Source organism: Methylohalobius crimeensis 10Ki (genome assembly GCF_000421465.1).
Taxonomy (GTDB): Bacteria; Pseudomonadota; Gammaproteobacteria; order Methylococcales; family Methylothermaceae; genus Methylohalobius; species Methylohalobius crimeensis.
This window is the reverse complement of the sequence record NZ_ATXB01000002.1, coordinates 280,333-293,182: the sequence shown is the minus strand read 5'-3', so window position 1 is coordinate 293,182 and position 12,850 is coordinate 280,333. Positions and strand designations below refer to the sequence as shown.

The following is a 12,850-nucleotide window of genomic DNA, read 5'->3' as shown; positions in this document are numbered from 1 at the left end:
GTGCTCAATAGCATTCGATGCAATTACCTGTGCAATTATAGTCTGAATTGCACGTTCTATTGCAGGGAGTGTATTGGAGGGGTTATTGATCACTGTCAGCCTTCCAGTAATCGCGCGAACCCGCGCCGTGGCCTGCCTGGCTGACCTGCACCGATTCACCGATTTCCCGGATCTGGGGCGGCTCTTTGCCTTCCATCAACAAGGCAGCAAACATGCGGTTGATGCCCAGATTGCTGCGGTTAACCAGGCGCAGGCGGGTAAGCGCCTCGACCAGCAAGGGGTTTCTGGCCGCGGGTTGATGGTGCAGGATGTTGTTGGGTGTAATACCAGCGATAAAGCCGCCGTTGTTGCTGATTTCCAGCCGGTCAGCATACAGCTTGACCATCACCGGCCCGGCGATGCGCAGATCGGCATGACAGAAAGCGCTCATCAGGGCCTCACGCACGGCGATTTCCGGCCAGGTGCGGTATTCGTAGTGGAACATGCCCTGTTTGTAGGTGGTGATGGGGTTGAAGGGTACCAACAGTTCTTCAATGCGCTGAACGGACAACGGTAGGGCGCTTACCCGATCTTCTCGGATGCCGTAGTCGGTATCGGAGGTCATCTGCAGGAAGGTCCAGTTGTGGCCGGGCAGGTATTCCCGAATGGCGGCTTCGGTGCCGGCCAACATGATGGCCGCCCGGGTGAGCTTGCCCTGTTTGATCAGCTCCAGGGTGGATAGGAGCTCGATATCCGAAAGCCGCAGCAAGGTCGACCGGCGCACGCTCCTTGCGGGCCTGGTTACTCAGGGCTTCCAGTGCGGTGGCGGACAACAAGGCGTTATCCACAGGGGCGACCGCCTCTGCGGTGTAGTCGGTTTCGCCGGTTTCCACGCCAATCTTGCGTCGGAGGGTGCCGGTTAAGGGTATACAGTCTTTGCTGACGCGGATAGTGCCCCGGCCTGCGGTGTCGGTATAGGGGGGGCATGCCGGGATAGATTTGCATCAACAGGAGGCGGCCGGTGCCATCCGGTACCGCCAGCTCTTCGAACACCGGCATGATCTTGGGATCCGTCTGGTCGTACACCGCTTTTTTAAGCAGGTTGACATCGATTTCCGGCGGTACGCCCAGGATGGCTTTGCTCCGCCCTTGTATGCGATCCGCCACGCCAAACACCACCGTGCCGCCACCACCGTTGGCCATGCAGACGCCCATCTGCACGACGGTTCTGATTGCCTTGTCGTGGCTGGTATGGTCCCACTGTTTGAAGTCGAGGTCCTGGTCTTCCAAGTCGCCTGCTATGCAGTGGTCCAGCTCTGGCAGCAATGCCTCGATGTTGGCGAGGGTTCGCATGGTTTTGGCAGTCCTTTCTTTGACGGGCCTTTATTTGACAGAAATGGGGCCTTTTTCCAGCGCTGTTTTGAACTGGTCCTTCACTTCTTCGGCCCGGGCATCAATATTCGCCTCGGTTTTTAGAGTGCGGCGCGGTACCGATACAAACTGGATTTCCGGTTCACACAGCTCGGCAGCCGCGCTGGCGACATGATCAAATCGGGCGGGCATGGCTGCCACGCGGTCGGCAAACATCGCTAGTGAGCAGTGGTCCAGGGTGTTCAGCACTTCGTCGGTGGACTCCACGGCAACTTTCGGCCGGTCAGCCTGGGTCAGCTTCTGCTCGGACAGCAATTGGTGGCGCTGCTCCGGTTCCAGTTGCTGCCAGTTACTGTCTTCCGCCAGGCGCCCTATGCCCTCTGTATGACGGGAGGCATATTCGTAATCAAGCTTGTTGAGCTCATCGCTCATTAGTTGGGTTACAATGAGCTGCGCTCCGGCCCGAATTGCTGCTGCCAATACGTGGCGGTCATCCGGATCGGGTAGCTCAAGGCCATCGATTAGCTGCTCATGTCCCGTTACCAGGCAATCCTCAACCGCTTGATCCATTAGCCGACGTGTTCTTTTAACATGTGGCTTCAGTTCAGGACGGTTTGCGACCAAGTTTCGAATCCATTCATTATGAATTTGCACCGTCCACTTGGCTGCAAACAATCCCGCATGTGAGCGGGATAGAGGACACAGGCATCGTAGATGACGACAAACGGCATCAGTATCCCATATCCAATTCCTGAGCTTGCTTCGCCAATTCTTCCAACGCTTCCTGGCTCTGGCGGTCACGTGCGGCCTTGTATTCCATCAGGTCTTGGTAGCGGATCCGCCGGTGACTGCCGGTGCGGGTGAAGGGGATGGCCCCCTTTTCCAGAAGCTGGATCAAGTATGGCCGGGAGACATTGAGAATATTGGCCGCTTCTTGGGTGGTCAGCTCGGCATGGGTGGGGACGATGGTCACGGCGTTGCCTTGAGCCATTTCGGTCAAAATATCACGCAGCAACGCCAAAGCGTGGCGCGGCAGGATCAGTTCGGTATCGTCGAGCTGCACACGGGCGCGATCGGCCTCCGGCTTATGTGCCAGCAGTTTGCTTAATTCTGTCGCGCTGGCACGGGCTAGATCGGCGGTTTCACTGTCCGGCAATCTATCGAAGCGTTCTGCGGCACTCATCGGTAAGGCTCCATTTAATTTTTTCTATAAACACGTAAATACGGCCATGAACAAAAAACTGACCATTAACATCGACGAAGCCATCTATGAGGGGCTGCACCGCAAGATCGGTCGGGGCCACATCAGTCGCTTCATTGAGGATTTGGCCCGCCCGTTTGTGCTTCCGGAGGACATGGAAACCGCATACCTGGAGATGGCTCAGGATGAGGAGCGTGAGCAGGAAGCCCTGGAATGGTCCGAGGGGGTGATCGGGGACGTGGCCGGTGAAGCGCGGTGAGGGTCTGGTGGGTGAGCTTCGATCCTTCCCTTGGCGGGGAGATCAGAAAGACCCGGCCGGCTGTCGTTGTCAGCAACGATGCAGCCAACCGCCACCTTAACCGGGTACAGGTCTCGTCCCCCTCACCGGCAAACGTTATCCCAGCGAGGCTTTTGTCACACTCAATGGTGACCGGCTTGTTTGGTTGATGAAACGGCATTTTCTCTAACCCCTTCATCGGAAGTGTAGGCCTGATCGGCACGGTTAGGTTTATCAGGATATCGCAGCCGCAAGCGTCCATGTGCGACCATGGGAGTCAGAAAGCGTGAACGTAGGCCATCGGCGTGGCGATCCACTAGCTCTGAAAGCTGATTTCGGGTTAACCATCGTCCCCGGCAAAGTTCGAGAATGATTCTTTCCATTGCATCAGGTTGCAAACGCTGCTGGTCTCTTGCTGGCTGGGCGATCAGTCTTAGTTTTTCACTATGTACGGAGTCTGCAGTCTTATGTACGGAGCTCCCAGTCTTATGTACGGAGCTCCCAGTCTTATGTACGGAGCTCCCAGTCTTATGTACGGAGCTCCCAGTCTTATGTACGGAGGGAACGGGTTCTGGCAGGCGGTAGCGGCTCCACCGTCCTTGCCCCTCCTGTACCAGGGCGCCTTTGGCCACCAATCCCTGGAGCAAACGAGTCACGTCCGCTGCGTGGATGGTGCAGATCTGGCGCATCCGCGAGTTGTCGACAGTCCCTTCGACATCGGCGGTCACCAGCGCCTGGACTTCGTTTGGACTGAACTGGTTGAATTTTCTGCCGAAAACACCTTCGAGCCGAGTCAGAGATTCGTCGGGGATCAGGCTGACCATCGGCAATCGCCAAGTCACTCGCTCTGGCTGTACTTGCTCTCGGACCATCGGCGATCGCCAATGCTGCGAGGCCCAACCTTTACGCATTTTGTCCACTCCGGAGCCAGCCTTTTCGGCTGCGCCTATTAGCATGAACATGATTTGCAGTGCCTTGTTGCGACATTCGCTGACATTGCCTTGCAGCAGCTGATCAAACGAGATAAGCAGGGTCCCAGGGTTTGAAAACTCGAAGGCGTCACGGAATTTTTCTACTACGATACCACCTTGGCCTTTGTAATCGGCGTGAATCAGGGCGTTTACCAAGGCCTCGCGGATTGCCTCGTGGACTTCAGTTTCCCCCTTGCGGAAGAGGTCGGCATCAAGCTGGAAAGGGAGTTTCAGGTCAGCGACCAGGCGCTGTGCTACTCGCAGGTAGAACTGGAATAGATTGGGCTGCCAAGTGCCATCGACAGTGAGTCGGTCGCTCCACCGCTCGGCGGGATCATCAGACAGCCGTTCACGGTAGTCCACATGGTAACCGGGTACGCCTTCACGCAAGGTCTCGTCGCGGCCGAACATCAGCAAGCCAGCCACCGTTAACCCTTCTGTGCCGGTTTTGCGGTCGCGCCGCCAACCACCGAGCTTTGCGAGCAAGTTTACATCGTCCTCGCTCAGCCAAGGGTGGGTTGGTTTATGGGAAGCGAGACGCTGGCGGTACTGGTGTAGGCTGGGCAGATCGAGATCCTCCATCTCGAAGCCTTCCAGTATCCGGCTGTCTGCCGGCTCCTCGGCTTGGTCGGATAGCATCCGGCCGACTTCCTGTGGGGTACAGCGGTAGTCGCCCTCGTAATTGCGTCGATAGGTGCCGGTTAGTGGGTTCTGACCCAGGAAAATCGGGCGCTGGTAACGCGTCGCCTGTGGAATACGAATGGCGAGTATCAGGCCACCCGGGTGCGTTACCTCGGCGAGATCGGTATCGGTACACAGATTGAGGCTGACCTTGCCTCGATTGTTGACCGTATCCCAGAAAGACTTTTTGAGTTTGCGCGGCTCATGCACGCCGCTGACTCGGCCGTCGTCTTCCACCCCAAGCAAAATTACCCCGCCATGGGCATTAGCCATGGCACTGTATGTCTCCCACAGACTTTTAGGCAGTCCGCCTTTGGCGGATTTAAACTCTAAGTCGTCGCCCTCTGCCCAGTCGAGTTGCAGAAGAATGTCGAGAGGGTTGATGGGTTGCTTATCAGTCATGTAATCATTTTCTCAATGGGGATCTTACTGATGACAACAGGCGATCCACCCGTGCGGGTACCAATAATGCCCCAGTGTTTCACTGCACAGCAGTGACAGATCTCTTGGTCAAACATGCAGCCGGGGTTTTACGGCGCATTGGATAAGCTATTCTTGCCTTCTTTGCCCATACATTTACCATGCTTTAGCTTTCGGGTCCTCCGTATGCTCAGCATGTTTACACGCTGACATCAATCTTTCCAATACGTAATTTTTCGTTGTTTCTGAATTTGTGACATCAGAATGGATTTCAATAGCAGTCGAATCTAATCAGTCGAAGAGAGCAGTTTTTTAACTGTTTTTCGCATTTTTTCACGCTTGGCCGATCGTTCCTCTTCCATATCATCCTCCAATTCCATTTTAGGGGATTCCCTGACCAGGGGAATGTTCCCCCGGACCAACAGCAGCCCGCTCATCGCCAGATTCCGGCAGCGTACCGCCCGGGCCCTGGGCGGGATGTTCACCAACTCCTGGTACAGTTCCGGCATCGAATCCTCATCGATAAACAGGGTGATTCTAAGTTTTTTCGACATCAGCCGGAGGCTCCCAATTCGAAGAATCCCCTGGCGTTGGCCAATATCGGTTCGTCCGGTGATATCACACGGGATTCGGGGAAAAGCTCCTTGGTGATCGGCACCCACCATTTGGCGCCACCGCCGGGGACGATCACCGCGTCGATGGATTCGACTTCCTTGCGCATGGCCGTTCTGAGTTTTTCGATGGCGACCAGGGATACCTCCCGGGATGCCTGGTCCAGATAGGGGGCAAAGTCCACTTTTTTCCCGAACAGGAGTACGTGATTCTTTCCTTGCTGCAACGCCTGTTCAATTCGGTCTGGCTCGATCCGCCCGCCATAGTCGTCGCTGATTTCGGCCGCGGCTGTCTCCAAGACCGCGGACATAGCCTCGGTGCTGGAACCACTGGATTGTTTTTGGAGAGCCGATCCGTTGATCAGCACCCAATCGAATGAGAAGTGACCGGGATCGACCACCAGGACACGGCCTTCGGCCAGCATTTCGGTGGTGTCCGCGTCGGCGTTTGCCAAGGCGTCCATGAAACCGCCGACGGGTTGGGGGACGATCTCCACGCGTTTGATTTTGACCGTGCGTTTTCCGGCAACGGTGTGTTCTCCTTGCATTTCCCCGGTCAGTGATTCGCGTTTTTCGTCGAACTGAGTGACCGGCAATCCAGTGACGAGCAGATCGATTTCGTCCCGTTCCCCCATGATCAGGGCCGTGTAAAACAGCGCCTTGTAGGAATCGGTATGGCTGTAGTCCGGATGCAACGACCGTTCCCATATCTCGAAACGGCTGGGATGTATGCCCGCTGCCCATGATTTGCCGTTGACCTGGACCCTGAACCCTTCGTTTCCGGAACCCGGTCTGATATTGCCGGGGAGCCGTTCGGCGGGTGCCGCTCCTGCGGGATGTATGGCGGTTTTGGGGGTTTCTCCTGTCTCTCCGAAGCACAGCTTCAGATTCGAATAACCGATATCCAGACCGAAAACGAACATAAATACTCCTGTCTGCACTTTAGTTGCATATAAGTTGAATTATAAAACATATTTCCCGGATATCAACTTAATGATCACTGCAACAAGATATTTTAACTCACAATTATTGAATATTACTTGAATTAACATGTTTTTTAATTTTTCAGAAATAGAATTACTCGTTCCTTTCTGATATTACTGGCGATATGTATTGAACTAATATTCAATAAAAGTACGTCTTAAGCGGTTTTCGGTGATCCAGGTTGACAACCCCGAGCCTGGGTAAACATAATTTGTGGTGCGTAACCCTGCCGACTTGGGCAAAGTCGGAACCCAGGAGGCCTCCCGCCTCTATAAAAAGCGGGAACCCCATGAGGCCCGCGCCTCATTAAACCTCGCGGACCCATAGCCGCAGCGCAACCCGCACTTTCCTGCGGCCGGATCCTCGGTTCCGAACGCGGGTATCTATCAACACAGGCCCTTCCGGGGCTCCGCCTCGACTGGCCATACCGGTCAAAAGACCGAAACCCACCGCCCTAGCCATCCCCTTGACAGGGCATTGCCGGCGGAAGAAGCCGGCCATCCCTCGATTTCCTCCCGGAATCGAGACAAGGCGCGTTTACGCCGAAATGGCGAACAAGGTGTTTCCTCTTCAGGCCGTTACGTAGCAACGGCCGATCCAATGGCACGGCGAGAGCGTTACGGAGGAACGCTTGAGCGGAATCCACCTCAACCAACGGCAAACCGCCGCCGCCCGATCGTTGCGGAGAAACGGCGGGCAAGGCGCTGCCGCAACAGCCTGTTACGAAGGAACAGGCGGACCATCGGCACTGCGAGGATGTTGCGGAGAAACATCCGAGCGGGAACCGAATCGACCAGCACGCGCCCGTCTCTGTGCTCGCTCCGCTCGCGACAGAGACGGGCGCCGCAGGCGACCCGGCAACCCCCGTACCAAGCGGTATCGAGGGGAAGGCCGTGCTATCGGCGTGGTTCAAAAGTCGGGTCAAAACTCACACTAAAACCCCTTTCCAGAAGAAAGGGCGGCCATTTTTCGCGCGCAACCGACACGTCCGGCTCCGGACTGTAGGGGCGTCACCGGTCGGGCCAGGCGGCCAGGGACGGTCACCGGAAGCGGCATCTTCCGGCAGGCATGGCTCAGCGCGCGCGATACCAATACCCGGCAATCTGTCTGCCGGAGAAACGGCGATACCCGCGGACGGCCGGTCCGCAGCGATCCCCCGCCGTCCTTTCGAGGATTTGAGATCGCGGTACGCTGTAAAAATTGCTGATGTTTCCAGATCCCGGAATGGAGGGATCCGCTTCCGCCAGGCGTCAGTGGCGATCGGCATTGTCCGAGTCCCGGACCGTAGGGACCGCCCGATGCGGCGAGACGGCATCGTCCCCATAGGCTCGGTAGAGTGCCTTTAAACTCTATATTAATATTCACCGTTCCAGGCGGGGTCGTTGGGGATTTCACGTTCCGGCAGTACGATGCTAAGTTATGTTACGCAGTAACGAACGATGGAGAACAGGATCATGGCATTGAGCGACGCTGAACGGCAGCGGCGGTACCGGGATAAGCGGGTCGCGGGCAGGGGCGGTGAGCGCCGGATCAATCTGTTCGTCGGCGAATCGGCCTGGCACGCATTGAACCGCCTGGCCAAGCATTACGGCGTAACGAAACGGGCCATGCTCGAAAGGGTGATCGAGGCCGAGGACGAGCGGGTTTCGGATGCGCTGCCGGAACCGGAACTGGAGGATTATTACCTGTTACGCAGCAACGATCGATAAAGATGGGAAAATTTGGAGGGATCGAAAGGCGCAATCACGGTTGGGGAAAGCGGGTGGCCTGGGCCGGCCGCCAGGTTCTGATTGACCGGTTCGGCGGTGGCCATTTCGGGTCCGTCCAGTCCCACGCCGAGCGCTGGCGCCTGTTCGACAATTGGCTGAAGACCCAGGGCATTCGCGACATGCGCAAGGTGGACCGGGATCTGGTCGAGCGCTACGCCGCTTATCTTCGGACGCAGGATCTGGCCGCCCCGACCGTTCAGAACCGGATCAGTACCGTCAACGTCGTCATGCGGCATGCGCGCGAGGGCCGTTGGGAGTGCGTCAGTCCGAGGGCGCTTGCCGGCGCCGCGCGCTCCCAGGTGCGCCAGGAAGCGCCGGTCTCCCTGGACCGCCACACCTACGGACAAGCCCGCGATTCGCTGCGCGAGGCGGGGCTGGATCGTGCCGCGGCGGCCTTGGCGCTCGCCCGCGAGTTTGGGGTCCGGAGCAAGGAAGCCACCTTGGCGGATCTCACCCGGTGGGCCAAGGAGGCCGAACGATACGGCAAAATCAACGTTCAGGAAGGGACCAAGGGCGGCCGCGGTGCCCCCCGTTGGGTGCCGGTAACCGAAGAAGGACGCAAGGCCCTGGCGTTCGCCCTGAAGGTGCGCCCGCCGGGATCCGAAAGGCGCAACCTCATCGCTCCCGGTGAGAACTATGCCATTTGGCTCCACGGGGAGTTGCGCGAGGGCCGCGACCGCCTACACGAATTCGGCCTGCGCGGTTATCACGACGCCCGGGCGGGCTACGCCTGCGAGCGCTACAAACAGATGACAGGCCGTGAGGCGCCGGTGGTGGCAGGCCGGAGGACTGCCGGCAAGGATGCCGACCGCCAGGCCCGACAAGTTATAGCACACGAATTGGGTCACGGCCGAACCGACGTGACCGTCGCCTATTTGGGGTCGTCGAGATGAGTCATATAAGGAGACTACTGGAACGCGCCCAGCCGGGAAGCCGGGGCGGGGTCGAGCGGCATATCCGCCGGGGCGAGCAATTGAGAACCCTCATCGAGTCGCGTTACGGCGTAACGCACCCCCGGCAATGGCGGGCCAAGCATTTGCGATGGGCGCTCGAGCATGGTTTGGCGGATCTGGCCCCCGGCACCCGTTATCATTATTGGCGCACCGCCCGAGCCTGCGCGGCGGCCCTGGGGGAATGGCCCGATTGGGAACCGCACCTTCGGGGGTCTTGGACCCGCCCCGACGGCGGGAAAAGCGTTTCGAGGATCGGCCGTTCCCCGAAAATGGCGTATCGGGCTTCGTCCGATTAAATCAAAATAGTTGCAAACTATAGTTTGCACTGATATCTTTGTAAGGAAGGAAATTTGTAAAACATGGAGGTTGAAAATATGGCACAAGCGGCCGCCCCGAAAGAGATCATCATCTATGCCGATGACCAGGGAAATGAACCATTTATGGACTGGTTGTACGGTCTAAAAGACAAACAGACCCGAAAACGGATTGAATTGCGGTTACTCAGGTTGGAGCAGGGAAATTGCGGTGATTGGAAAGCACTCGGTGAAGGGGGTTTCGAATTGCGCCTGTTTTTCGGCTCCGGATACCGCATTTATTTCGGGGAGGATAAGGACAACATTGTGGTTCTCCTGTGTGGCGGAGATAAAAGCAGCCAGTCACAGGATATTGAAATAGCCAAGAGTTATTGGAAAGTGTACAAAAATCATGCGTAAATTCAGCGACGCCGCAGCGGATTACTACCGCGACCACCCCGAAGAAATTGATGCATTCCTCAAAATTACATTTGAGGAATACGCCAAAGATCAGAACATTGGGGTCTTGCTGTCCGCTTTGCGGATCATCAGCCGGGCAAAAGGCATTTCAGGGATGGCAGAAGAAGCAGGCATGACCCGCCAAGGCTTGCAAAAAGCGCTATCCGAAAAAGGAAATCCGCGTTTGGAGAACATCAATGCAATCATGCATTCTTTAGGCTACCGTCTCGCTCCGGAAAAACTCGATCCGATGCAAACGTGCAAATAATAGCGGCTTTGCGAATAATATCAAACCGTATCGTTGGTTTCGGCTTCTTTTTCACTTTCATGGACTTTGGCCGACAAATCCACGCCAAGCGCCCGCATCACGGCAATGGTGGTTTTCAAGGTGGGATTGCCTTCCTCGCTGAAGGAACGATAGAGCTGCTCCCGGGATAGGCCGGTTTTTCTCGCTATTTCTGTCATACCTTTGGCACGAGCCACGACACCAAGCGCTTTTGCAATATAGGATGCATTTCCGGTTTCCAAAGCATCGGCCATGAAAATGGCGATGTCCTCGTCGGTTTCCAACATGGCGGCCGGATCGAATTTAGTAAATTTTTCAGCCATTTCGAGCACTCCATTCTTTGGCGATTTTCTTTGCGGCGGCGATATCCCGGCTTTGCGACTGCTTATCTCCACCACACAATAAGAGGATCAGGGTATTACCGTGTTGCTGGAAATAGACTCGATAACCGGGGCCGTAATGAATGCGCAACTCACTGACCCCTTCGCCTCATAAGCGCCAACTTAAGCTGCAAGTTGTTGATAGATCAGGTATTGCTTAAACCTTTTTCTCTACACCATTCCAATAGCTGGATCACCGGATCGGGCAGTGTTTGCAGTTTTCTCCGACGGGAACGTTCCCTCATGACTTGCCGGCAAGCCTCGAAGTTTTCCGTCCGCCAACGATCCACCGCTTGAATGGCGATCGCCAAGGCTTGCTTGAGCATCGCCCACAGTCGCCACCACGTCCCCGCTCGTGGTTGGTCGAGCCGGGTCCAGTGCGGGCCAAATCGTCGGGCGGCGATCTTTTCCAACACCCAGGTATAGAGCAGTTTGCCATAGAGGTAGACTTCCGCCAGGGCACCCCCTGCCTGCGCGCGCAGCTTGTCCAGATCGAGCAGGCTTTTGAGGCGTTTGATAGTCAGTTCGACTTGCCAGCGCACCCGGTAGAGTTCGCCCACGGTTTCGGTATCCAGTACGGCAACTGGCACGGTGGTGACGATCAGAACCCAGCCGGCCAGATGGAACGCCCGCCGAGACGGGGTATAGCCTTTTTTTTGCCTGACGACGAAGTTTCTGGCGGGCCTTGGCCGCTTCGGCGGGGGGCAAGGGAATGGCGTGGAGCACCGCCCCCGTGTAGTGACCTCGGGCTCGGTCGGCCACGCGGACCAAGCGATGGGCGGGCGTTTGTCGACGTTTCAACCAGCCATGGAGGTCCACTTTCCGCATCCGGTCGTCATAAAGGTTCATGCCGTGAGGATTATGGCGCACCACCCAACCGATCCCCGCCTCGGCCGCCGCAATCAGCGAGGCGGGTTGATTGTAGCCGCGATCCAGCACCGCCACATCGCCCGCCTGCAGGGGAAAATGTGGAAGCCCTTCCCCGCAATGGGCATCGCTGACCTCCGCATGCACCAAGGTCATCTCCACCAGGTCCATCGCTAGGTGCAGTCGGTAACTGATCCCTTCCGCTCCGGGGGCTTGGACCGTACTCCCATCGATGGCCACAAAGCGCAAGTGGCCCGGAACCAATGACGCCGATCGCCCGCCATACAAATGCTGAACCATCGCCTTCAGCCACGGACCGCAGGCCTTCAAGCGTCGATGGATCGCCGTGTCGGTCATCCGGGCATGGCCCATCGTCAGGTGTCCCGCCGTCCCCCTCAGACTCAAATCCAAACCACAATAGAGCAGCACCACCTGCAGCAATTCCGATGGGGTGCGGATCTTGCGCCCCCGGGCAAAAGCGCGAAATTCATAGGCCATCTCCTCATAGCCTGAAGGCAGTTCTTGCAGAAAACGCCCAAATGAGATATCAACACTGTTCGGAAGTGGCGACATGGCAGGCTCCTTCGACTTGGCGGTTGAAAAAAGCCTGTAACTTGCCGTCACTTCCTCCAAATTTCAACCACTTGTGCGCTTAAGTTGGCGCATATGCCCCTTCGCCTACCGGCTTGATATCACCCGGTAAACCTTCGGCCAATCGGTTGATGCGCGAAGCTATGATGATACGTGCGCGGCGGTCCTTCAGACGGGTTACCCATTTTCGAAATGTCGATGATTGCTCAATTTCAATCATGCTGAAAATGTAGTGTAAAAACTACATATTTGGCAAGCATATAAATCTTATGACCTTTGAATATCCATGCCATTAGGAATCAAGCGGCGAACTGTTCTTGATCCTCTATGATGAGCCCGCGGCCGATGGCGGCCAGGGCGGTCACCACAACGTCCAGGCGGAATGCGTGATCCAAGTCCAGCAAACGTCGCACCGCTCCCTCGGACACACCTAAACGCCGGGCCAATTCCACGTTGGTGATATGTTCGTCGTGCATAGCCGATCGAAGTGCCAGTTTGACCGCAACCAATGGAGCCACCGGGACCGGATATTCTCCCGGTAAAGCATCGGACGGCGGTGGTATGACTCGCCCCTCCAATGCGTATCCCGCGAGGGCCGCACCCAACGCTTCGCTCATCTCCTGCAATGCTTCTTTTTCGGAGTCACCATTGGTGTTGGCTTCGGGTACATCCCGCGTTCTGGCGATGTATCCCCCATCCTCGTCGCGTTCCAAAGTGAGCGAATAGACGTACCGCATATTGAATTTTCTTATAAATC

The 12,850-nt window shown here is 56.7% G+C and carries 18 protein-coding genes and 1 pseudogene; 8 read left to right on the top strand and 11 right to left on the bottom strand.

Annotated features, from left to right (window positions below; genetic code table 11):
- Positions 1–82: 82 nt before the first annotated feature.
- The 4 genes from H035_RS22270 to H035_RS0115035 all read right to left on the bottom strand — a co-directional run bounded on the left by H035_RS22270 (position 83) and on the right by H035_RS0115035 (position 2,533).
- Entirely contained in the window at positions 83–763 is a 681-nt protein-coding gene (locus tag H035_RS22270) for an ATP-binding protein (protein ID WP_200861595.1), read from the bottom strand.
- Between the two features lie 56 nt (positions 764–819).
- Positions 820–1,332 (bottom strand): ATP-binding protein, encoded by a 513-nt coding sequence (locus H035_RS22265; protein WP_200861594.1) that lies wholly within the window; start codon positions 1,330–1,332, stop codon positions 820–822.
- Positions 1,333–1,362: 30 nt separating this feature from the next.
- Positions 1,363–1,920 carry a hypothetical protein gene (locus H035_RS0115040; protein ID WP_026596674.1) on the bottom strand — a complete coding sequence of 186 codons (558 nt, stop codon included), beginning with the start codon at positions 1,918–1,920 and terminating at the stop codon, positions 1,363–1,365.
- A 160-nt stretch (positions 1,921–2,080) separates the two neighbouring features.
- Entirely contained in the window at positions 2,081–2,533 is a 453-nt protein-coding gene (locus tag H035_RS0115035) for a helix-turn-helix domain-containing protein (RefSeq protein WP_022949788.1), read from the bottom strand.
- A gap of 46 nt (positions 2,534–2,579) precedes the next feature.
- On the opposite strand from H035_RS0115035, the gene H035_RS0115030 reads away from it, so the two are divergent.
- The gene (locus tag H035_RS0115030; RefSeq protein WP_022949787.1) at positions 2,580–2,810 is read left to right on the top strand and encodes an addiction module antitoxin; all 231 of its coding nucleotides are present in this window, start codon (positions 2,580–2,582) and stop codon (positions 2,808–2,810) included.
- Positions 2,807–2,998 (top strand): type II toxin-antitoxin system PemK/MazF family toxin, encoded by a 192-nt coding sequence (locus H035_RS22795; RefSeq protein WP_407635341.1) that lies wholly within the window; start codon positions 2,807–2,809, stop codon positions 2,996–2,998. The genes H035_RS0115030 and H035_RS22795 overlap by 4 nt, the downstream gene beginning before the upstream one ends.
- Here H035_RS22795 and H035_RS0115025 read toward each other — a convergent pair.
- The 3 genes from H035_RS0115025 to H035_RS0115015 form a co-directional block, all read right to left on the bottom strand.
- On the bottom strand, positions 2,972–4,882 hold the full coding sequence (locus tag H035_RS0115025) for an RNA-binding domain-containing protein (protein WP_022949786.1): 1,911 nt from the start codon (positions 4,880–4,882) through the stop codon (positions 2,972–2,974). The genes H035_RS22795 and H035_RS0115025 overlap by 27 nt on opposite strands.
- Positions 4,883–5,187: 305 nt before the next feature.
- A complete protein-coding gene (locus tag H035_RS0115020; RefSeq protein ID WP_022949785.1) occupies positions 5,188–5,454 on the bottom strand; it encodes a hypothetical protein in 267 nt (88 codons plus the stop codon).
- The gene (locus H035_RS0115015) at positions 5,454–6,434 is read right to left on the bottom strand and encodes a ParM/StbA family protein (RefSeq protein ID WP_022949784.1); all 981 of its coding nucleotides are present in this window, start codon (positions 6,432–6,434) and stop codon (positions 5,454–5,456) included. Before H035_RS0115015 ends, H035_RS0115020 begins: the two co-directional genes overlap by 1 nt.
- Positions 6,435–7,949: 1,515 nt before the next feature.
- On the opposite strand from H035_RS0115015, the gene H035_RS0115010 reads away from it, so the two are divergent.
- From H035_RS0115010 to H035_RS0114990, 5 genes are all read left to right on the top strand, one after another.
- Complete coding sequence (locus tag H035_RS0115010; protein WP_026596672.1) at positions 7,950–8,204, top strand: RepB family protein; 255 nt, start codon at positions 7,950–7,952, stop codon at positions 8,202–8,204.
- 2 nt (positions 8,205–8,206) lie between these two features.
- Positions 8,207–9,157 carry an integrase domain-containing protein gene (locus H035_RS0115005; protein ID WP_022949780.1) on the top strand — a complete coding sequence of 317 codons (951 nt, stop codon included), beginning with the start codon at positions 8,207–8,209 and terminating at the stop codon, positions 9,155–9,157.
- Complete coding sequence (locus H035_RS20085) at positions 9,154–9,513, top strand: hypothetical protein (RefSeq protein ID WP_022949779.1); 360 nt, start codon at positions 9,154–9,156, stop codon at positions 9,511–9,513. The genes H035_RS0115005 and H035_RS20085 overlap by 4 nt, the downstream gene beginning before the upstream one ends.
- Before the next feature lie 63 nt (positions 9,514–9,576).
- Positions 9,577–9,930 carry a type II toxin-antitoxin system RelE/ParE family toxin gene (locus H035_RS0114995; protein ID WP_022949778.1) on the top strand — a complete coding sequence of 118 codons (354 nt, stop codon included), beginning with the start codon at positions 9,577–9,579 and terminating at the stop codon, positions 9,928–9,930.
- On the top strand, positions 9,923–10,237 hold the full coding sequence (locus H035_RS0114990; protein WP_022949777.1) for an addiction module antidote protein: 315 nt from the start codon (positions 9,923–9,925) through the stop codon (positions 10,235–10,237). Before H035_RS0114995 ends, H035_RS0114990 begins: the two co-directional genes overlap by 8 nt.
- Positions 10,238–10,257: 20 nt before the next feature.
- Here the strand turns inward: H035_RS0114990 and H035_RS0114985 are convergent, their stop codons facing one another.
- The 3 genes and pseudogenes from H035_RS0114985 to H035_RS20980 all read right to left on the bottom strand — a co-directional run bounded on the left by H035_RS0114985 (position 10,258) and on the right by H035_RS20980 (position 11,411).
- Entirely contained in the window at positions 10,258–10,578 is a 321-nt protein-coding gene (locus tag H035_RS0114985; protein WP_022949776.1) for an addiction module antidote protein, read from the bottom strand.
- Positions 10,571–10,732 (bottom strand): annotated as a pseudogene (locus tag H035_RS21530) (type II toxin-antitoxin system RelE/ParE family toxin); the annotation flags it as partial. The gene H035_RS0114985 and the pseudogene H035_RS21530, both read right to left, overlap by 8 nt.
- A gap of 49 nt (positions 10,733–10,781) precedes the next feature.
- The gene (locus tag H035_RS20980) at positions 10,782–11,411 is read right to left on the bottom strand and encodes a transposase (protein ID WP_084684981.1); all 630 of its coding nucleotides are present in this window, start codon (positions 11,409–11,411) and stop codon (positions 10,782–10,784) included.
- 85 nt (positions 11,412–11,496) lie between these two features.
- Here H035_RS20980 and H035_RS22050 point away from each other — a divergent pair, with 85 nt between their 5' ends.
- Entirely contained in the window at positions 11,497–11,679 is a 183-nt protein-coding gene (locus H035_RS22050) for a hypothetical protein (protein WP_161624035.1), read from the top strand.
- 713 nt (positions 11,680–12,392) lie between these two features.
- Here the strand turns inward: H035_RS22050 and H035_RS0114970 are convergent.
- Complete coding sequence (locus tag H035_RS0114970; RefSeq protein WP_022949775.1) at positions 12,393–12,830, bottom strand: winged helix-turn-helix transcriptional regulator; 438 nt, start codon at positions 12,828–12,830, stop codon at positions 12,393–12,395.
- Between the last annotated feature and the right edge of the window lie 20 nt (positions 12,831–12,850).